Source organism: Pseudomonas guariconensis, assembly GCF_040822035.1.
Lineage (GTDB): Bacteria > Pseudomonadota > Gammaproteobacteria > Pseudomonadales > Pseudomonadaceae > Aquipseudomonas > Aquipseudomonas guariconensis.
The window spans coordinates 2,049,442-2,064,786 of the sequence record NZ_CP162012.1; the positions used below are offsets into that span (position 1 = coordinate 2,049,442).

At 58.9% G+C, this 15,345-nt stretch carries 31 protein-coding genes; 21 read left to right on the plus strand and 10 right to left on the minus strand.

The features are described 5' to 3' along the window. Positions 1–60 precede the first annotated feature (60 nt). The 5 genes from AB1N67_RS09345 to AB1N67_RS09365 all read right to left on the minus strand — a co-directional run bounded on the left by AB1N67_RS09345 (position 61) and on the right by AB1N67_RS09365 (position 1,951). On the minus strand, positions 61–327 hold the full coding sequence (locus AB1N67_RS09345) for a hypothetical protein (protein WP_208210780.1): 267 nt from the start codon (positions 325–327) through the stop codon (positions 61–63). Beyond that, complete coding sequence (locus tag AB1N67_RS09350) at positions 324–545, minus strand: hypothetical protein (RefSeq protein ID WP_367863709.1); 222 nt, start codon at positions 543–545, stop codon at positions 324–326. Before AB1N67_RS09350 ends, AB1N67_RS09345 begins: the two co-directional genes overlap by 4 nt. Next, entirely contained in the window at positions 542–745 is a 204-nt protein-coding gene (locus AB1N67_RS09355; RefSeq protein ID WP_367863710.1) for a hypothetical protein, read from the minus strand. Before AB1N67_RS09355 ends, AB1N67_RS09350 begins: the two co-directional genes overlap by 4 nt. Beyond that, entirely contained in the window at positions 742–1,158 is a 417-nt protein-coding gene (locus tag AB1N67_RS09360; protein WP_367863711.1) for a hypothetical protein, read from the minus strand. Before AB1N67_RS09360 ends, AB1N67_RS09355 begins: the two co-directional genes overlap by 4 nt. A gap of 568 nt (positions 1,159–1,726) precedes the next feature. Continuing rightward, a complete protein-coding gene (locus AB1N67_RS09365) occupies positions 1,727–1,951 on the minus strand; it encodes a hypothetical protein (protein WP_367863712.1) in 225 nt (74 codons plus the stop codon). A gap of 559 nt (positions 1,952–2,510) precedes the next feature. On the opposite strand from AB1N67_RS09365, the gene AB1N67_RS09370 reads away from it, so the two are divergent. Continuing rightward, positions 2,511–2,840 (plus strand): DUF1654 domain-containing protein, encoded by a 330-nt coding sequence (locus AB1N67_RS09370; RefSeq protein WP_367863713.1) that lies wholly within the window; start codon positions 2,511–2,513, stop codon positions 2,838–2,840. A 100-nt stretch (positions 2,841–2,940) separates the two neighbouring features. Here the strand turns inward: AB1N67_RS09370 and AB1N67_RS09375 are convergent, their stop codons facing one another. Beyond that, entirely contained in the window at positions 2,941–3,558 is a 618-nt protein-coding gene (locus AB1N67_RS09375) for a type VI secretion system-associated protein TagO (RefSeq protein ID WP_367863714.1), read from the minus strand. A 167-nt stretch (positions 3,559–3,725) separates the two neighbouring features. Here AB1N67_RS09375 and AB1N67_RS09380 point away from each other — a divergent pair, with 167 nt between their 5' ends. After that, positions 3,726–3,947 carry a hypothetical protein gene (locus AB1N67_RS09380; protein ID WP_367863715.1) on the plus strand — a complete coding sequence of 74 codons (222 nt, stop codon included), beginning with the start codon at positions 3,726–3,728 and terminating at the stop codon, positions 3,945–3,947. Between the two features lie 133 nt (positions 3,948–4,080). On the opposite strand, the gene AB1N67_RS09385 is transcribed toward AB1N67_RS09380, so the two are convergent. The 4 genes from AB1N67_RS09385 to AB1N67_RS09400 form a co-directional block, all read right to left on the minus strand. Beyond that, a complete protein-coding gene (locus AB1N67_RS09385) occupies positions 4,081–4,752 on the minus strand; it encodes a hypothetical protein (protein WP_367863716.1) in 672 nt (223 codons plus the stop codon). A 238-nt stretch (positions 4,753–4,990) separates the two neighbouring features. Then, positions 4,991–5,419, minus strand: coding sequence for a hypothetical protein (locus AB1N67_RS09390; protein WP_367863717.1), 429 nt, complete (start codon positions 5,417–5,419; stop codon positions 4,991–4,993). Between the two features lie 464 nt (positions 5,420–5,883). Continuing rightward, the gene (locus tag AB1N67_RS09395) at positions 5,884–6,123 is read right to left on the minus strand and encodes a hypothetical protein (RefSeq protein WP_367863718.1); all 240 of its coding nucleotides are present in this window, start codon (positions 6,121–6,123) and stop codon (positions 5,884–5,886) included. Positions 6,124–6,125: 2 nt separating this feature from the next. Continuing rightward, a complete protein-coding gene (locus tag AB1N67_RS09400; RefSeq protein ID WP_367863719.1) occupies positions 6,126–6,950 on the minus strand; it encodes an XRE family transcriptional regulator in 825 nt (274 codons plus the stop codon). A gap of 98 nt (positions 6,951–7,048) precedes the next feature. Here AB1N67_RS09400 and AB1N67_RS09405 point away from each other — a divergent pair, with 98 nt between their 5' ends. The 19 genes from AB1N67_RS09405 (at position 7,049) to AB1N67_RS09495 (ending at position 15,298) form a co-directional block, all read left to right on the plus strand. Next, entirely contained in the window at positions 7,049–7,288 is a 240-nt protein-coding gene (locus tag AB1N67_RS09405) for a YdaS family helix-turn-helix protein (protein WP_367863720.1), read from the plus strand. Positions 7,289–7,318: 30 nt separating this feature from the next. Then, positions 7,319–7,519 carry a hypothetical protein gene (locus AB1N67_RS09410; protein ID WP_103444649.1) on the plus strand — a complete coding sequence of 67 codons (201 nt, stop codon included), beginning with the start codon at positions 7,319–7,321 and terminating at the stop codon, positions 7,517–7,519. 18 nt (positions 7,520–7,537) lie between these two features. Continuing rightward, on the plus strand, positions 7,538–7,744 hold the full coding sequence (locus tag AB1N67_RS09415; protein ID WP_367863721.1) for a hypothetical protein: 207 nt from the start codon (positions 7,538–7,540) through the stop codon (positions 7,742–7,744). Positions 7,745–7,821: 77 nt separating this feature from the next. Continuing rightward, on the plus strand, positions 7,822–8,571 hold the full coding sequence (locus AB1N67_RS09420; protein WP_367863722.1) for a phage antirepressor KilAC domain-containing protein: 750 nt from the start codon (positions 7,822–7,824) through the stop codon (positions 8,569–8,571). After that, positions 8,571–9,377 (plus strand): hypothetical protein, encoded by an 807-nt coding sequence (locus AB1N67_RS09425; RefSeq protein WP_261240394.1) that lies wholly within the window; start codon positions 8,571–8,573, stop codon positions 9,375–9,377. Before AB1N67_RS09420 ends, AB1N67_RS09425 begins: the two co-directional genes overlap by 1 nt. Further along, complete coding sequence (locus tag AB1N67_RS09430) at positions 9,367–10,173, plus strand: ATP-binding protein (protein ID WP_367863723.1); 807 nt, start codon at positions 9,367–9,369, stop codon at positions 10,171–10,173. Before AB1N67_RS09425 ends, AB1N67_RS09430 begins: the two co-directional genes overlap by 11 nt. After that, positions 10,173–10,334 carry a hypothetical protein gene (locus AB1N67_RS09435; protein WP_156342104.1) on the plus strand — a complete coding sequence of 54 codons (162 nt, stop codon included), beginning with the start codon at positions 10,173–10,175 and terminating at the stop codon, positions 10,332–10,334. The genes AB1N67_RS09430 and AB1N67_RS09435 overlap by 1 nt, the downstream gene beginning before the upstream one ends. Further along, a complete protein-coding gene (locus tag AB1N67_RS09440) occupies positions 10,331–10,522 on the plus strand; it encodes a hypothetical protein (protein ID WP_367863724.1) in 192 nt (63 codons plus the stop codon). Before AB1N67_RS09435 ends, AB1N67_RS09440 begins: the two co-directional genes overlap by 4 nt. Then, a complete protein-coding gene (locus AB1N67_RS09445; RefSeq protein WP_367863725.1) occupies positions 10,522–10,743 on the plus strand; it encodes a hypothetical protein in 222 nt (73 codons plus the stop codon). Before AB1N67_RS09440 ends, AB1N67_RS09445 begins: the two co-directional genes overlap by 1 nt. Beyond that, positions 10,743–11,087 (plus strand): hypothetical protein, encoded by a 345-nt coding sequence (locus AB1N67_RS09450; protein WP_367863726.1) that lies wholly within the window; start codon positions 10,743–10,745, stop codon positions 11,085–11,087. Before AB1N67_RS09445 ends, AB1N67_RS09450 begins: the two co-directional genes overlap by 1 nt. Next, positions 11,084–11,302 carry a hypothetical protein gene (locus tag AB1N67_RS09455; RefSeq protein WP_367863727.1) on the plus strand — a complete coding sequence of 73 codons (219 nt, stop codon included), beginning with the start codon at positions 11,084–11,086 and terminating at the stop codon, positions 11,300–11,302. The genes AB1N67_RS09450 and AB1N67_RS09455 overlap by 4 nt, the downstream gene beginning before the upstream one ends. Further along, a complete protein-coding gene (locus AB1N67_RS09460; protein ID WP_367863728.1) occupies positions 11,299–11,802 on the plus strand; it encodes a recombination protein NinB in 504 nt (167 codons plus the stop codon). Before AB1N67_RS09455 ends, AB1N67_RS09460 begins: the two co-directional genes overlap by 4 nt. Then, the gene (locus AB1N67_RS09465) at positions 11,799–12,365 is read left to right on the plus strand and encodes an NUMOD4 motif-containing HNH endonuclease (RefSeq protein ID WP_190977118.1); all 567 of its coding nucleotides are present in this window, start codon (positions 11,799–11,801) and stop codon (positions 12,363–12,365) included. Before AB1N67_RS09460 ends, AB1N67_RS09465 begins: the two co-directional genes overlap by 4 nt. After that, complete coding sequence (locus AB1N67_RS09470; protein WP_367863729.1) at positions 12,362–12,967, plus strand: recombination protein NinG; 606 nt, start codon at positions 12,362–12,364, stop codon at positions 12,965–12,967. The genes AB1N67_RS09465 and AB1N67_RS09470 overlap by 4 nt, the downstream gene beginning before the upstream one ends. Next, positions 12,964–13,110, plus strand: coding sequence for a hypothetical protein (locus tag AB1N67_RS09475; RefSeq protein WP_367863730.1), 147 nt, complete (start codon positions 12,964–12,966; stop codon positions 13,108–13,110). Before AB1N67_RS09470 ends, AB1N67_RS09475 begins: the two co-directional genes overlap by 4 nt. Continuing rightward, complete coding sequence (locus tag AB1N67_RS09480; RefSeq protein WP_367863731.1) at positions 13,107–13,796, plus strand: hypothetical protein; 690 nt, start codon at positions 13,107–13,109, stop codon at positions 13,794–13,796. The genes AB1N67_RS09475 and AB1N67_RS09480 overlap by 4 nt, the downstream gene beginning before the upstream one ends. 237 nt (positions 13,797–14,033) lie before the next feature. Next, complete coding sequence (locus AB1N67_RS09485) at positions 14,034–14,543, plus strand: acyloxyacyl hydrolase (RefSeq protein ID WP_044047015.1); 510 nt, start codon at positions 14,034–14,036, stop codon at positions 14,541–14,543. 174 nt (positions 14,544–14,717) lie between these two features. Beyond that, a complete protein-coding gene (locus AB1N67_RS09490; protein ID WP_013972406.1) occupies positions 14,718–15,029 on the plus strand; it encodes a hypothetical protein in 312 nt (103 codons plus the stop codon). Then, positions 15,029–15,298 carry a hypothetical protein gene (locus AB1N67_RS09495; protein ID WP_367863732.1) on the plus strand — a complete coding sequence of 90 codons (270 nt, stop codon included), beginning with the start codon at positions 15,029–15,031 and terminating at the stop codon, positions 15,296–15,298. The genes AB1N67_RS09490 and AB1N67_RS09495 overlap by 1 nt, the downstream gene beginning before the upstream one ends. Positions 15,299–15,345: the final 47 nt, after the last annotated feature.

Below are 15,345 nucleotides of genomic sequence, written 5' to 3' on the forward strand. Positions count from 1 at the left end.
TGAATAGGGTGGTGAAGCTGCCGCGCCAGAATGCCCAGCGGCGGGCTTGCTGGCGGGTAGTCATGGCTTGACGCCCAGCAGCTTCAACAGATTGAAAACGCCGCGACCCGGCCTGCCGCCGCCGCGCGGGATGTACTTGCCGGTGCCTGGCCAGAAGTCAGCGACCTTGCCTTCGTGCGAAACGATCAGGTGTGCGCCCATGTTCTTGGTTTCGAAATGGACGCCACGCTCGGCGAGGATCTCGGCGCTGCCTTGGCGGTTCTTGGCTCGACGCTCAGCGCTTTCAGCCTGCCAGCCGATTTCTACGGTGCGTTCAATGTCTCTCATGTGCGCACCTGATAGCCGACAGTCCATTCACCGCAGAGGTACGAGCGGCAATGCCACGCCTCAGGGTTTTCGATGAACGAATCTTTGGCAGCCTGCTTGGCATCCCACAGGGTTGGCCCTTTGAACAGCATCAGGATTCGCCCCTCTGGCAGAGCCATGGATTCCTGAACTTCGGCCACTTGGTCGTCGATGAGCGACGGGTAGATCGGTGTGGTCATGCAGCCTCCTTGCGCCGATCGGCAATTCGCCGGATGCGCTCGCAGTAGTGTTTGAACTCGTCGGAGTTGATGACGAGGATGGAGAAGTAGGCGACGACCAGTGTCTCTGCCTTGGCATCCTCCACTGGGCCAGAACCCGGCAGAAGCATCGTTTCGATCGCGGCCTCGATGGCGCTGGTAGCGATGCTGTGAGGGTTCATAGCGTTGCCTCGTCGGCGTCGTAGCTCAGGCCCTGGTCGACGTATTGCTCAAGCATCGCCTCCGCGATCTCGTACAGCTTGCCGTTGACGTGATTGCTCTGGCCGACGATGTCCTCGACCATGCTTTTCACCGGGCCGCCGGTCAGGGCCTGTAGAAGAAGCTGGGCAAGGGCGGTGATGTCGTCCTGCTCGGCTTCCTGCAGCGACCGAAGGTGCTCGGCGACCTTGGCCACGAACTGCTCTTGGCGCACCCCTACCGGGCCACCAAAGCGCTGCGGGATCAGAACGTCGCAGCCGCCTACCAGCTCCTCGGCCTTGCTCTCGATCCAGTTCTGCGCCGCTTCCTGATGCGCCGAGTCGTCATCCGGCTCAGCATGGTCATACCGCCATTGTGCTGCTCGAAGTGCGCCCATAGCGTCCTCCAGATTGGTTGTGCGGCCGCATTGGCCAGGAGCCAGGCGCGGGTGACCAAACCCACCGTGAAAGGTGGCCTGGCGCCTGCCAATGCGGTCGAAGTGAGGGAAGGGGATGCAGGCGCCCGGCGCTGCCCGGGATGCGTCGAGTCTGGCCAGCTGATGCCCTCGGACTCGCCTGCGGTACATGTCGTCGTTTCGGTTGGGCCTGCCCGGAGGCTGATGCGCGGTCACATCGTCGGCCCTGCTTGCCGCTGCCTGTCAGGTATTGGGCGCAGCCTTCAGGCTTACTGCGCCTCACGAGGTGTGGCGTTGGCTTACTTCATGGCTCAATCCTCCGGTGATCGCACGCTGGAATCGCAGCGGCACTCAAGAAGGGGATGCGGGGTGCATCGGGAGCAACTCTCCGGGGCAAACCGGGGCGATAGACGTGGCGTGTTGCGCACGCTCTCGGACCTATCGCGTCAATTCCACGCGATCAACTGTGGTTCAGAGTTGCTCCCGATGAATCCTGAGATGGGGAGCAGGGCATCGGGCAGTTAACGTCATGCGGACGGGGCGCTGGTGTTCAGCAATTCGCAGCAACAAGAGCTTCCGCCTCATCAACCGTGTCCACCACGTCGATAACTTCGCCTCGCCATCCATACACCTTGTATTTGCCTGGACCTGTTCCATCCTCGTAATCAGCGTCAGTTGCTTCTGGATCATCCAGCTCGAACAAATAGTGTGGCCTACTCATTGCCTTGCCCTCCAGGGCGGTTGATTTCCCTGATACCCCTCGTGAGAAGGGCATCGAGGAAATCCTGCTGGCTCCGTTACTCGCCACGGTTGCCTGGGCGATTGCTTGATTGCTGCAGCCTCCACCGGTTCCCCGGCGTGGCCCGCTGTACCAGTGCATCAGCCCGTTCTGAGGGCTACCTGGCAGGGAGCGTTTGCAGCTCAACCCTCCATCCGCTTTCCGTGGCCCGGCCTATGTTCCTGCCGTGCTGACGTTCCGCCTGACTTCGAGCTGGCCAGTTCCAGAGCTGGCATGGGGATCGAATTTATTGCTCGCGCTGTTCGCCTTTCAGCGATGCCCGCATGGGGCTTCCCGTTACCGGGGATCGATCCGCGAGGTTCCCATCAGTGATAAAGAGCGGTGAGGCTTGAGGGCCTCCCGAGGGGCTGTGTAGCGCCTCGATGGGTGTAAAATTAGCAATCGCTAAATTACACGTCAATAGCAAATGCTAAATTTCTTTCTCGGCAGTCATCTTGTTCGCAGCTGGCGGCGTTCAAATTGGGGTTACATTTTTGTAATCGCTTGGCTATGCTTCGCTTGAGGCTGTACGGATATACAGTAATGGAGGTAGGAAATGGCTGCAGTACTCGAGGACCGGCAGAGCGGAGCGCGCGTAGAACTCACAAGCCTGGAGCGCCTGGGCCTGCGCGTATCAGCAATGATCAACTCGCCGCTGGCGCAGCTGGGGAGGAGGGTGCTGATCCACCGCCTGGACACGGACAGCGATCAGGACTGGGATGCGATCATGGAACTGCTATCCGAAACGGACGGCCTGGACATGACCTTCTGCGATGACGGATCGGTGATCCTGCAATGGGAGAGGCCGGAAGATGGCGACCAGGTGATTGAGCGGGATGAGGGCGGTGAGGAAGGCGAGGCGAGCGCTGAGGATCCGCCATTCTGAAGGGCACAAAAAAGCCCGCTCAACGGCGGGCTTCATAGACTCTTCTGAATCGCTCGTCAGGGCTGGGCCTTGCGATGCGGCTCTTCGGAAGCTAGATGCATTACCAAGAACAACCTTTCCTGATGTCGGAGAATGCTGCCTCGGCACCTGAAACGTCGAAGGTTGCGGTAACAGGGCTCTCGCTGTAGGGCGTCACGTTTGCTACGAAGGAAGTGTTTTTGGTCATTTCCTTGAGCGTGGCGACTGGTGATCCTGGGTAGAAGGACGAGGTGTGGTCTGTGGATACATCCCAAGTGTGCGTCTCTGCCTTCAATTTGCCAACTCGATGTGTAACTCGTGCCGAGTCGGTACCCAGGAACGAATTCCAATTGATGTATAGCTCGGTTTTGTTTTTTGCGCACCGAACGACTAGGCCTATCTGTTCGCCGAGGCGCCCCCTGCCACTACTCGCATCAAGCATAGCGATATAGATCGACTTGTCTGTTAAGGGGTCGGTGGTAGTGGAGGTAGACCATTTGCCCTTGCCTGCAGCAGGGGTCTCCACTGTCTTTGTGGTGAGCCCTTTGCTCTCCGCTAGCGCGTCGAAACACGACAGGCGCTCAACAGGGTTAGCAAGGGCTGCGCACTTCATCACGTCTTTTTCTGGTACGTCTGCTAAAGCAGTATTTGCTATCACTAGCGCCAGGGTGAGTGCGAGAGTATGAACGGCGATTTTCACTTGGATCCCTCCGAAAGAAAGCCGCCATCCTACCACTCTGGCCATCAGCCATCACGGACGCATAAAAAATACCTGCTGTAAGTCACGCTCGTCGCGTAGTTGAATCTTTCCATCCTAGCCATAGGTATAATTGCTGAAACGATTAATCTAAAGGTTAGGGCGCGTTGATGAAGCAGGATTTCGAGTCGCTGAGTAAGCAGGAGCAGCAGGAAAGACCGAATGCTCTAGAAGCATGGAAAGAAACCTATGCAGGGGTCCCGCTAAGCGAAGAGCGTTACTCCACAGCCATTAACGCAGCTGCTGACCTCAGGCATCGGGGCCTGATCGACTTTCAAGAGTGGTTGGTGCTGATCCGAACGGCGAATGATGCGCTACGGATGTACGGGTGAGAGCGTATGGCGCCCAAAGAAAAGCCCGCACTGCTATGCGGGCTAAAGGGAAATCGGATGAGCCTTTACTGTGCAAGGTTGGTCGTGAAAAAAGCGTGAAGGCATGAAAAAGCCCGCTCATGGCGGGCTTACTTCACTTGCTCGCTTCAGCGTTTTTGAGCGTCTGCTCCAGCTGATCTTGCAAGCTCACCGTGCGACCACCAGTGGGGCCGAAGACACAGAAGTTGGGGAGCAGCGGCAGCTCCATGGTGGCTCCGTCGATGACCTCAAGTCTGCGGGCTTTGATAACGCAACCGGCACTGAAGGTGCTGATTTTGTACATCTCCACATTGAATTCGTAGTCGCGCCCAGGCTCCGGGGTGAAAGTGACCGGCTTGGCTCTGCAAGAGGCAGCGCTGTTCCAGTAGTAGAGATCGATGATAATGGGCTTGTTGGCCGGAACTACGTGTTCATCGTACTGCTGCGTGGTGTCGTTGATCCTGCGGGATGCCTTGGACGGTGGAATGCCAATTACAAAATTGCGGGAATCAGACTCGCGCCAAGGATAAAGGCCGGGGGTGTCGACATGGGCGTCTTTCCATCCGATTGACGCTTTGGACGCGTCCTCATTGGCCTTGTTGAAAAAGGATTCACAGCTATGTCCGACAGCGAATCCCCCACGAATGCTATCGCCAGTGAATAGGCGGATGCGAGCCGTGTCGGTCGGATTGAATTTGGCGGCCTCGGCCTCGTTGCGGACATCGATCTTTGTACTCGCGCAACCGGTAAGGCCGATTGCAAGGAGCAGTAGGAGCGGGGTCTTCATTACTCTTTTCCTTGAGTGTGGCTAAATGCTATCGGCTGTTTCGGCCAGCCGACTTCAAGCTTTAGGTCCCCGGTTACAACCTGGGCGGAGGAAGGCCTCACCAACAAAAAGCCCGCTCAGTGGCGGGCTCTCTGCGATGGGGGCTGATCCTTCAGCTTGGTCGGATTGTAGGGCAGATGATGACGGCTTGCTAGGCATGAAAAAAACCGCCGAGGCGGGCTTAAGCATTTCTGAAGCGCTAATCTGATTGGTCCTGGCTACCACTTTTGGACTTGGACTTGCCCCAGTGGTAGCCACCAAAGGTGCCCACTGCCATAGAGCCAACCAGTTTGGCCATGTCCATCACTAGATCTTTTGCCCCAATATTGATGGCAAATCCGGCGAACGCAGCCATGATCACAGCAATCACGCAGATGAAAATGTATCTGTGGATTAGGTGGCTATTGAATTTATTCCAACGGTCGGAATGAAAGGATTTCTGAGCCTCAATGGCTGCAAGAGCGATCCTTTCATTCGACTCGATTTCTTGCTGTTTGACGCCAAGCTCTGCCTGCTTGACCTCTTGTTCCTTGGTGTTCGCCTCAGCCATTTTGGTAAGAGCCTGCATAAGCTCTTTTGCTTGCTGAGCCTTGTCGGGAGCAATGAGCTCCTGCTCTTGGTCAGTCAAACGCCACCTCATAACTGGTAGACGAAAGCTCTACGTCGAATCTTCCAAACCCTTCGGAACCGATTTTTGGCGGGACAAATTTTACTGACTTAATCTCGTCCCGATCGCGCCGAGCCAAGTCAATGAATTGATCGGCAGTCAACGATCGCTTGCTGGACGAAATGTACGCCTCGAACAAGTTCGTATTTCTTGCAGACATAGTCTCCTCCTAAGATTCCAATGGTTCGGCCCTTTCCTAGGCCAAAAATGCCACCGAAGGCGGCACCATGCTTCTAGCATAGAACCCGGACGGTGATTATCTACCCAGCGCCACCTAAGTCAACTGAAATCCGCGCCACGAAACCATAGCTAACGATTTTGTGGCGCGCACAGTGACTATAGGTTAGGCAGCTGAAGGCGCCACTGGTTCGAACGAGCGGTAGCTATCGGGTCAACGAAGGAAGCTAATGGCGCCTCAAAGCCATCTAGGGCAATGGTTTCCGCTCAATCCTTCCCGCCATCACCTCATCCCCATACCCCACCAACCGATCCTCCCCAGCCTGCATCACCTGGCAGATCCTGATCACTGCCTGGGCGTCGGCCTCGTTCCCGGCCTCGCTCAGGCGCACAGCAATCCGCATCAGCTCGACAGCCGACCATTTCAGGTCTGAGGCAAGGCCTTGGAGGTCGCGGTGGAGGTCTTGGTTTGGCTTGGTGAGGAGCATGGCTATACCAGGTGCGCGTTCCAGACCAGTAGTACACGGGCCTGGATGTAGGTCTCATCAACGCGAATATCTTCTGGCGGATGATTCGTATTGTCTGAAACCATCTTGAAATGGTCGCGACCCTTTTTTTGCAGGCGCTTGATGTACTGGTGACCCTGGTAGGAGAAGAAGTAGATCCCGTCCCCCACGAATTCTCGAATACTCACATCGACGATCAACGGGTCGCGGTTTCTGATCGTTGGGGCCATCGACTGGCCTCGGCCGGTGATGAGCTTCAGGTGGTAGGGCTCTTTGAACTCGACGCCCAGCTCTCTCAGATGGGTGGGGCTCACACGAATATCCTTCAGCATCTCCGGGAAGTCGTGAGCTACCTCGCCATCACCCATAGCGCCACTCACGTCGTAGTGGGCTATCCGTATTTCATCGCCAACCAAGCCACGGCGAGAAAAGTCTGCGGTAATCACATTTGACGGCGCCGGATCCTCAGCCGCCGCCAGCAAGCGCTGGCGAGTTTCCTCTGAGATCCCTTTCCCGCTTTTGGCCAGCATTTGCTTGACCAGGTCGGCTGCAGACGTTGGTGCAGTAGGGTGATCTTGCGGAGCAACAGGATCCATATCGATTGTCGGCGCAGGGGACACAAGCGTCCCGGAATCCAGCCCAATCTTTTCCTCGAGCTTAAGCGCGGCCTTCTCGCCTAGGTTCCTGTGCCCATTGAGAATCTGGGAAAGGTACGAGGCATCGAGACCGTACTGATCGGCGAATTCTTTCTGGCTGGCCCCAGCCATTACGGCCTTCAGAGCTGCAACCCTGAGCTTATTGATATCCATCCCGCAATCATCGCCTTCTGTTAGCAATCAGTAAATTACGGTTTGCTATTGATTGCCTCATTAGCAGTTGCTAATCTGGTGGCAATAGGAGGTGCACCATGAATCTGCACGACTACATCAAGCCTCTCGAAAAGCGCGAACTGGAGAGCTTTGCAGCCCACTGCGGAACCACCGTGGGGCAGCTCAAGCAGGTTGCTTACGGGTATCGACGTCCAGGGGCCGCCCTCGCCATCAGCATCGAGCGTGAAACCGCTGGGGAAGTGATCTGCGAAGAGATGCGGCCAGATATCGACTGGGCCTATCTCCGCAACTCCAAGACAACTAAGACCGCCGCCTAACCAATTTCAACCGCAAGGAGCAGTGCCCGAATGTACGCAGACCAGTCCCATAAGCGTGATACGCCTCGGAAGGTCCGTTTCAACAAGACCCTGGACCGCATCCTGGCCAGGGCGGCAGAGCGTGCCGAAGAACAGCACGCCACCTACCTGTACCTGATGATCGAGTGGGCGGTAGAGAACGGCGCGATCGAGGCTCTCAGCAAGGACGATAAGCAGTCTAGCGCGGCCTAGAGGCCCTATGGAGGTCACGTGGCTGAAATTGACTACGAGCACCTGAGTGATGGTGCGAAGAGAAAGATTAGTGCTTTTGCCCTGAAGAAGGGCTTGAGCATTGACCAGGCGCTCGAGGCTTTAGCAATCGAGTTCCTGGCCATGGGTGGACCTGCTCGTCTCGGCAGGCCCAAAGCACAGGTAGTCCAATTGGTCCCGAAAGAGGGCCTCAAAAGTGACACCTAAAACGCAGGCGCAAAAAAACCGGGTGGCCGCCCGGTTTCTTGTACTGCATTCGTAACGCTTGTGTGAGGTCATCATATATGCACCAGACCATCCAAAGCAATACCGTGGCCCTCGCGCCACAAAATGCGAACCACGATTTCGTGGCGCGCACGATGAGCAGCTTCGATCTGCTCGTACTGGTCAACGAGGCCAGGAAGCAGAACGGCGAAACTGAGGTTCGGCGCGCCGACTTCACCGCTCGCTGCAAGGATGAGCTCGACGGCGAATACTACGAAACTTTCGTAGTAAGGAATGCCCGCGGCCCGGCGTCCGAGGGCCTGATGCTGACCAAGGATCAGTGCATGCTGATCTCGATGCGCGAGTCGAAGGCCGTCCGCCGCAACGTGCTTGATCGGCTCAATGCTGCCGAGTCGCCGCGCGTGATTGCCACGCTACCAAACTTCGCCGACCCAGTAGCCGCCGCCCGAGCCTGGGCCGACGAAATGGAGCAGAAGCAGCTTGCCCAGCAGGCCCTGGCCATCGCCGCGCCCAAGGCTGAGTTCGTCGACAAGTACGTCCAGTCGACTGGTCTCAAGGGCTTCCGCCAAACCGCCAAGCTGCTGAGGGCTAATGAGGCCCGCTTCCGCGAGTTCCTGATCGACAAAAAGATCATGTACCGCATGGGTGGAGAGTGGCAGGCCTATCAGCAGCACATCGATGCTGGCCGGTTCAGTGTCAAGACCGGTACCAGCGACAGCGGCCATGCCTTCAATCAAGCCAAATTTACCCCCAAGGGCGTCACCTGGGTGGCCGGCCTATGGGCACAGTACAACCTGGAGGCCCAATGATGGCCCGCTCAAGAAACATCAAGCCAGGGTTCTTCTCGAACGAACACCTGGCAGAGTTGGACTTTGCCACTCGCCTGCTGTTCATCGGTCTGTGGACCGAGGCAGATCGTGAGGGGCGCCTGGAAGATCGCCCGCGCCGCCTGAAGATGGCCCTGTTCCCTGCTGACAATGTCGACATCGACCGCATGCTCGATGACCTGGATCATTTGGGGTTCATCAAGCGCTACACCGTGGGAGACGTGAAGGCTATTCAGGTCATCAACTGGTCGAAGCACCAGAACCCACACGTCAAGGAAGCCAAGAGCACCATCCCTGAAATGCCCGTAGTAGACGCATGCCAGGGAAAGCATGAGGAAAGCACCGTGCAAGCACCAGACTCGCACAGTTCTTTCCCTGCTGATTCCCTCTCTCTTGATTCCGGATTCCTGATTCCTGATTCCCTCACCCCGTCGCCCGCGCCGGTCGATTCCGCCGAGCTGTTCGCGCGCTTCTGGAAGCTGTATCCGCGCAAGGTTGGGAAGGACAAGGCCGAGAAGGCCTGGGCAAAGCTCAAGCTCACTGCGGAGCTGTTCGACACCATCGTCACCGCCCTGGCCAAGCACCGGCAGTTGCCCGGCTGGACGAAGGACAACGGCCAGTTCATCCCCCACGCGGCCACCTGGCTCAACGGGAAGCGCTGGGAGGACGAGGTCGAGGTTCCTGCTGACAACGTCCACCACCTGCCAACCAGTCGTCACCACGGCTTCGCTGATCGCGACTACACCTCAGGCCTGAAACAGCGGGAGGACGGAAGCTATGCGCTCTGAAAAAGTCGTCCAGATCGATCAGGGCGCAGTCGTTGCCCGCATCCAGCCAGCCGAGTGCGAGAAGCATGGCCCCTTCGAGCAGAAGGTCACCATGCTGTTGGGCAAGGCTCTGCGCAGCCACTGCCCTGAATGCGCTCGCATTGCCAAGGAGGGGCGTGAGGCTCGCGCCGAGGCCGAGCAGGCCCTTAACGTGCGCCTGGCGATCTCCCGCAAGCTGGGCGACTCGCTGATCCCGAAACGCTTCGCTGATCGCTCTCTGGCGAACTACAAGGCCGAGCACAAGGGCCAGGCCGAGGCGCTGCGCTTCTGCCGACACTACGTGAAGACCTTCGACCAGATCGCCGAGAACGGGCGCTGCATGGTGCTGCTGGGTAAGCCTGGAACCGGCAAGACCCACCTGGGAGCCGCCATGGCCAACGACCTGATGCGAAACACGTCGCACTCGGCGGTGTACCGGACGGTCGGGTCGATCCTGCAAGCCATCCGCGCGACCTACGACCGCTCCAGCGAGGCGACCGAGGCGAGCATCCTGGCCAGCCTGATCGAGCCTTCCCTGCTGGTGCTGGACGAAGTCGGCGTGAGCAAGGAGCAGCCGAGCGACTTCGAGCTGACGACCCTGTTCGCGATCATCAACGGCCGCTACGAGCAGGTGAAGCCCACGGTGGTCATTTCCAACCTGGGCCCCGAGCAGTTGCCGGTTGCTATGGGCGAGCGCTGCGTCGATCGCCTGCGCGAGGGCGGAATGATCGTTGTCCCGTTCGAGTGGGAATCGCACCGTGGCAAGGAGGCCATCTGATGCGCGCTCTCAAGGAGTTCATCTGGGCGGCGGCCATGGTCTCGGCTCTTCTGGCTGGCTACTGGTTCGCAACGGATATGGGCCGAACCTTTGCCCTGGTCTGCGTGCGGATCGTTGGCGAGCAGCGCGGACTGGAAGCGGCGCTGGAGGAGTGCAAATGACCCCTGCACAAGAAATCACAGTCGCCCAGCTCAAGAGCGAGGGCTTTGCACAGGTTGTGGAAGGCCGGGAAATTGTCCGCATGACTAAGGGCGCCGACCGCCGGGTCGTGATGGCCGATGGCAGCCAGAAGCGCGGGTATCACGTTGAATTCAAGCGCGCCGGGCAGCCGGCCGGGGAGGGGGTGTGATGTCCAGACCAGCAAAAGCAATCGCGGCCGGTACACCAGATGACCTGGTGCGCCTGCGTGATGAGATCGCGATGACCGCACTGAACGCCATGATCATCTCCGGCGGCTGGGGTTACACCGATGCCCAAGGCAATCGCCATAACCACACAACCATGCCGCAGTACTCCGCAGCGGCTTACAACTTTGCGGACGCCATGCTCGAAGCCAGGGAGAAGAACTGATGGACACCAGCAAGATGCGCGACAGCGTGCGCGAGCAGTTCGAGAAGTTTGCGCTCAGCTCTGAGGGTGGTCTGTTCCCCGGTCATCTGGCCAAAGGCGAGGATGGCGAGTACCTGAACTATGCCGCTCAGTGCTACTGGCTGTTCTGGCAGGTCAGCCGCGAGGCCGTGGTGGTGGAACTGGGTGCGCCATCGCACTGGGTTGCCGACTACGCAGCCTGTGGTGGCGGCATGACCGTGTTCGATGCCGAAAAGGCAGCCAAGGTGACCGACCCAATGTGCTCGAAAACCCCTTCTTACACGATCCATGCGCTGGAGAAAGCCGGCCTGAAGGTGGCGCCATGACCATCGACAAGAAAAAGCTCCAGCCCCTGCTGTGGTCCGTAGTCGCCTACTGGCGCGCCGGCAGTGATGCCCTCGAGCGTCACACGGATGACCTGGACGAGTTCCTCGGCGAAACGACGGTAGAGGAGGTTGCACTGGGGCTGCTGGACGAGATCAGCCAGCTCACCGCCAGGTTGCGCGCCGCGGAGAAGCAACTGCAGGAGGTGCCGGCATGACGGAGAAGATCAGCGTCAACAGCCAAGCCAAGCTATCCGAGGCCGTGACCAAGCCTCGCCACTTCTGGTCCTCCGGCCCGGCGCGTGTGCGTGATGTGTGCCGATTGGCCTACCTCTTTGCCACTGAGCTTTCCACGTCGGGCGCCGTTGAGATCATCGTCCGCCCGGTCAAGTCCCGCCGAACCCTGGAGCAGAACGCCAAGCTATGGGCAATGTTGGCCGACATCTCTCACCAGGTCGAATGGCCGGTGAACGGTGTCATGCAGAAGCTCGACAGCGAGGATTGGAAGGCACTGATGACTGCTGCTGCCCGGCAGGAGGTGCGAATGGCCTCCGGCATCAACGGAGGCGTCGTCATGCTGGGTATCAGCACCCGTCGGATGACCGTCGCCGAACTGGGCGATGTGATCGAGTGCATGTACGTGTTTGGCTCCGAGCGCGGTGTTCGCTGGAGTGAGCCGGAGGGGCAAATGCCTGAGCAGTGGGAGGCCGCGGCATGAGTGAGATTTGGCTGGAGAGTAAAACCCTGGCAGGGCGCTACATGGTGTCTTCACTCGGCAGAGTTAAGCGAATGGCCCATGTGTCCTCGACTCGCTCCGGTGTTGCTAAAAGCTATCCAGAGCGCCTGATTCAGCGTGCCAAGTCCAATGACTATCCGAGGATCATCCTCAAGGTAGACGGCAAGGCAAAGGCTTACCTGATCCATCGTCTGGTTGCCGAGGTGTTTGTTCCAAACCCGGACGACTTGCCCTGCATCAATCACAAGGATGGAGACAAGAGCAATCCGCATCCAGACAACCTCGAGTGGTGCACCCATCAGGAAAACATGGCGCACGCGGCGGCTACAGGGCTCAGCGACTGTGCTGTGCCGGTTCAGTCAGCAAAGCATGGGATGGGCATGTGGTTCCCTTCGCTGGAGTCTGCGGTGCGCCACACGGGCGTGAGCAAACCTTGCATTTGCGCGGCGGCCAGGAAAAAGCAAAAGACGGCTGGCGGCATGGTCTGGGACTACGCGCCGCAGGGTGTCGAGTTCAGTGACCTGCTGAACGAGGTGGCGGCATGACCCTGGCCAAGGAGATCAAGCCGAAGAAGTGCAAGGCGCCAGGTTGCGGTAAGCCCTTCAAACCGACCATGACCACGCAGAAGGTGTGCAGCATCGCCTGCGCCAAGGCCATGGCCAAGGATCCGAAGCTGCAGAAGGTCGCGGCCAAGGCCATCACCAAGCAGAAGCGCCAGGAGCTTCAGGATCGCCGGGAGAAGCTGAAGACACGCCGTGAGCACATGGCCGAGGCCCAGACCGCGTTCAACGCCTACATCCGCGAGCGTGACGCCGGCCTGCCGTGTATCAGTTGCGACTCGCTGCCGAGTGACCACGACCTCATCACCGGCAGCCGCTGGGATGCCGGCCATTACCGGTCGGTTGGTGCCTGCCCGGAGCTGCGGTTCGAGCCGCTCAACGTCCACCGGCAGTGCGTGAAGTGCAACCGAAACCTGTCGGGTAACGCGGTCGAGTACCGCATTCGCCTGGTGAAGCGCATCGGCGCCGACCAGGTGGAATGGCTCGAAGGGCCTCATAAGCCCCAGCGCCTGACAATCGAAGACCTGCAGGCCATCAAGGCCCTGTACAGGCAGAAGCTCAAAGACCTACGGAGGGTCGCAGCATGACACCAGCATGGGGATTCCTGATTTTGGCCGCCCTGATGGTGGTGGGTGGCGTGGCGTTGTCCTGGGCGGCCTCGGTTCGCCGCAAGCGGTACTACGAAGAATTCATTTTGAGAAAGGCCAAGCGGGCAGGGGGTAAACCATGAAGTACCAGAGCGTGTTGGCGGCAGTGGTTCGCGCCCTTTCGACAGAGACCATGAGCGTTGTGGGTGGCGGCGACTTCGAGCCGAAGGTCCAGGCTTCGAAGCTGAAGGGCGAGATCACCGGGAAGGATGCGGCGATGCTGGTGGACTGCTGGGTGCACGCCCGGCTGCACAGCAAGCTGATCCCGCGGCACTGGAATGCCCTGACGGCCAGGTTCTCGACCCACAAGGCCAAGAAGGTGGATGCGATCGGCAAGCTGGTACCGCTGATTGCGACCCAGGCGCCGAACCTGTTCCGGTACAAGGCGGTCACCGCCTGGGCCATTCCGCCGGTGAAGGGCGTGCAGGCCAAGTCGGGGCATGAGGTGGCCAGCCGGGCAGCGCGGGAACGCGCAGAGTTCGATTCGCTGCACGCTGGCGTGGTCCAGCGCCTGGCTGGCGGCGAGATGCCGGAGGACGCCGGGCAGGCGCGCCGCGAGCAGTACGTGAAGCGCTCCACCGACATGATCGTGCTGCCGGCCGAGTTCTACGACATCAACACCTGGGATGGCCAGGGCCTGAACCGGACCACGTACTGGCGCTGGAAGAAGGGTATCGAGAAGGTGCTGGACGAGATGGTGGTCGAGGCATTGGCCGCGTCTAGTAAGATACTTCAGGAGGAAGGCGTTTTGATGGCAGATGCCGCTTGACACCCGTGCAACGATGCAACATTATTTGCTCATCCTGTCATTCCTGCGTGTATTGAGGATTGACGAACAGAACCCGGCCATCGTGCCGGGTTTTTTATTGCCCGAAGAGGGCCTCAAGAGTCCTGGCGGAACCCGCCGAGCGAGGTCGGATAGAAATTTTTTTTGTAACACGGAACGTTTTGATAGCACTATGATTCTGATAGGTTGCTAACTAAACAAACATGGAAGACCGTGATTATGAAAACCGTTCTAGCTGCTGCAGCCCTGTCCCTTGTCGCTGCGTCCGCCGGAGCAGCTGAGCTTTCCGGGGCGCTGGGCGCGACAAGTCAAGGTGGCATTACAGCGCGCGTAGGCGTTGGCTTTAACTGGGACAGAAGCTGGTTTGAGTCCAGCGCGGGCCGTCTAACCGGTTACTGGGATGCTGGGTATACCTATTGGGAGGCCGGAGATGCTTCCGGCGGCGCTCACTCGCTCTCATTCGCTCCTGTGTTCGTCTATGAGTTCGGTAGCGGCAATGTGAAGCCATTTGTTGAGGCGGGTATTGGCGTTGCGGTGTTTTCCGGCACCTCCGCGGGTGACCAGGACTTTGGTTCGGCCTTCAACTTCGAAGACCGCATCGGTGCGGGCTTGAAGATCGGCGAGACGCAGAAGGTTGGTATCCGAGCGATTCACTACTCCAACGCTGGCATTAAGCAGCCCAACGACGGTATCGAGTCATACTCGCTGTTCTACAGCCACCAGATTTAAAAAAGCACGATCCCTCTTTGCCCGCCCTGTGCGGGCTTTTTTGTGCCTAGGTAATCATACCGGCCGATGCCTGGCATAGAGCCTGTTGGCCATGTAACTGACTCTCTGTGTACCGTTTTTACTTGCCCGCGCCCTAATAAGGGTCTAAATCGGGTCATTTTTTAGGAACCACTCATGGCCGAACCAGCAAGCACGACTGCCGGCGTCCTGCTGGTGAAGTACGGCGTGATCATTGGCGGCTTCGCAGGAGCAATCCTCTCGCTGACCTTCCTGCGAGGCCTTACCCGGGGCCAGGCGGTCGCCGCCTTCTTCACCGGCTTCGCATCGGCAGTCTTCTGCACCCCGCTAGCCATCAGCTACTTCGGCCTTGGCACAAGCGGAGAAACCCAATACGGCGTGGCCTTCCTCATAGGCCTACTGGCAATGAACATCATCCCAGTCCTGAAGTCGGTGGTGAGTCAGTTCGGAGCCAAGGGGGCTACCTAATGAGCTCAACCCTGATTCAAGTCCTGATTGGCGCCAATGCCTTCCTCAGCGTGCTGGTGGTGATCGCAGCGTGCGACTACCTGCGGCGGATTCGCCCGATGGATCACCCGCTGCTCGCCGTCGCGTTCTACCTGGTGGCCATCGGCGCGTTCGGCGCCTTCGTCCTGGCCATGAACGGCCATGTTCCCACCCTGTACGGCGTGATCCTCAAGCTGGGGATCGTCCTGTATGCGGTCGCCCGGCGCGGTCACGTGTTCCAGCCCGGGTAGGGCGCCACAAATTCGAGATGCGCCGTTTCGTGGCGCGGGAGTGACCT

Bases quoted from the DNA above. Each gene is read 5' to 3' on its own strand.
- AB1N67_RS09345 (WP_208210780.1), bottom strand. From the start codon at position 327: ATGAGAGACATTGAACGCACCGTAGAAATCGGCTGGCAGGCTGAAAGC.
- AB1N67_RS09350 (WP_367863709.1), bottom strand. From the start codon at position 545: ATGACCACACCGATCTACCCGTCGCTCATCGACGACCAAGTGGCCGAA.
- AB1N67_RS09355 (WP_367863710.1), bottom strand. From the start codon at position 745: ATGAACCCTCACAGCATCGCTACCAGCGCCATCGAGGCCGCGATCGAA.
- AB1N67_RS09360 (WP_367863711.1), bottom strand. From the start codon at position 1,158: ATGGGCGCACTTCGAGCAGCACAATGGCGGTATGACCATGCTGAGCCG.
- AB1N67_RS09365 (WP_367863712.1), bottom strand. From the start codon at position 1,951: ATGCCCTTCTCACGAGGGGTATCAGGGAAATCAACCGCCCTGGAGGGC.
- AB1N67_RS09370 (WP_367863713.1), top strand. From the start codon at position 2,511: ATGGCTGCAGTACTCGAGGACCGGCAGAGCGGAGCGCGCGTAGAACTC.
- AB1N67_RS09380 (WP_367863715.1), top strand. From the start codon at position 3,726: ATGAAGCAGGATTTCGAGTCGCTGAGTAAGCAGGAGCAGCAGGAAAGA.
- AB1N67_RS09385 (WP_367863716.1), bottom strand. From the start codon at position 4,752: ATGAAGACCCCGCTCCTACTGCTCCTTGCAATCGGCCTTACCGGTTGC.
- AB1N67_RS09395 (WP_367863718.1), bottom strand. From the start codon at position 6,123: ATGCTCCTCACCAAGCCAAACCAAGACCTCCACCGCGACCTCCAAGGC.
- AB1N67_RS09400 (WP_367863719.1), bottom strand. From the start codon at position 6,950: ATGGATATCAATAAGCTCAGGGTTGCAGCTCTGAAGGCCGTAATGGCT.
- AB1N67_RS09405 (WP_367863720.1), top strand. From the start codon at position 7,049: ATGAATCTGCACGACTACATCAAGCCTCTCGAAAAGCGCGAACTGGAG.
- AB1N67_RS09410 (WP_103444649.1), top strand. From the start codon at position 7,319: ATGTACGCAGACCAGTCCCATAAGCGTGATACGCCTCGGAAGGTCCGT.
- AB1N67_RS09420 (WP_367863722.1), top strand. From the start codon at position 7,822: ATGCACCAGACCATCCAAAGCAATACCGTGGCCCTCGCGCCACAAAAT.
- AB1N67_RS09425 (WP_261240394.1), top strand. From the start codon at position 8,571: ATGGCCCGCTCAAGAAACATCAAGCCAGGGTTCTTCTCGAACGAACAC.
- AB1N67_RS09430 (WP_367863723.1), top strand. From the start codon at position 9,367: ATGCGCTCTGAAAAAGTCGTCCAGATCGATCAGGGCGCAGTCGTTGCC.
- AB1N67_RS09435 (WP_156342104.1), top strand. From the start codon at position 10,173: ATGCGCGCTCTCAAGGAGTTCATCTGGGCGGCGGCCATGGTCTCGGCT.
- AB1N67_RS09440 (WP_367863724.1), top strand. From the start codon at position 10,331: ATGACCCCTGCACAAGAAATCACAGTCGCCCAGCTCAAGAGCGAGGGC.
- AB1N67_RS09445 (WP_367863725.1), top strand. From the start codon at position 10,522: ATGTCCAGACCAGCAAAAGCAATCGCGGCCGGTACACCAGATGACCTG.
- AB1N67_RS09450 (WP_367863726.1), top strand. From the start codon at position 10,743: ATGGACACCAGCAAGATGCGCGACAGCGTGCGCGAGCAGTTCGAGAAG.
- AB1N67_RS09455 (WP_367863727.1), top strand. From the start codon at position 11,084: ATGACCATCGACAAGAAAAAGCTCCAGCCCCTGCTGTGGTCCGTAGTC.
- AB1N67_RS09460 (WP_367863728.1), top strand. From the start codon at position 11,299: ATGACGGAGAAGATCAGCGTCAACAGCCAAGCCAAGCTATCCGAGGCC.
- AB1N67_RS09465 (WP_190977118.1), top strand. From the start codon at position 11,799: ATGAGTGAGATTTGGCTGGAGAGTAAAACCCTGGCAGGGCGCTACATG.
- AB1N67_RS09470 (WP_367863729.1), top strand. From the start codon at position 12,362: ATGACCCTGGCCAAGGAGATCAAGCCGAAGAAGTGCAAGGCGCCAGGT.
- AB1N67_RS09475 (WP_367863730.1), top strand. From the start codon at position 12,964: ATGACACCAGCATGGGGATTCCTGATTTTGGCCGCCCTGATGGTGGTG.
- AB1N67_RS09480 (WP_367863731.1), top strand. From the start codon at position 13,107: ATGAAGTACCAGAGCGTGTTGGCGGCAGTGGTTCGCGCCCTTTCGACA.
- AB1N67_RS09485 (WP_044047015.1), top strand. From the start codon at position 14,034: ATGAAAACCGTTCTAGCTGCTGCAGCCCTGTCCCTTGTCGCTGCGTCC.
- AB1N67_RS09490 (WP_013972406.1), top strand. From the start codon at position 14,718: ATGGCCGAACCAGCAAGCACGACTGCCGGCGTCCTGCTGGTGAAGTAC.
- AB1N67_RS09495 (WP_367863732.1), top strand. From the start codon at position 15,029: ATGAGCTCAACCCTGATTCAAGTCCTGATTGGCGCCAATGCCTTCCTC.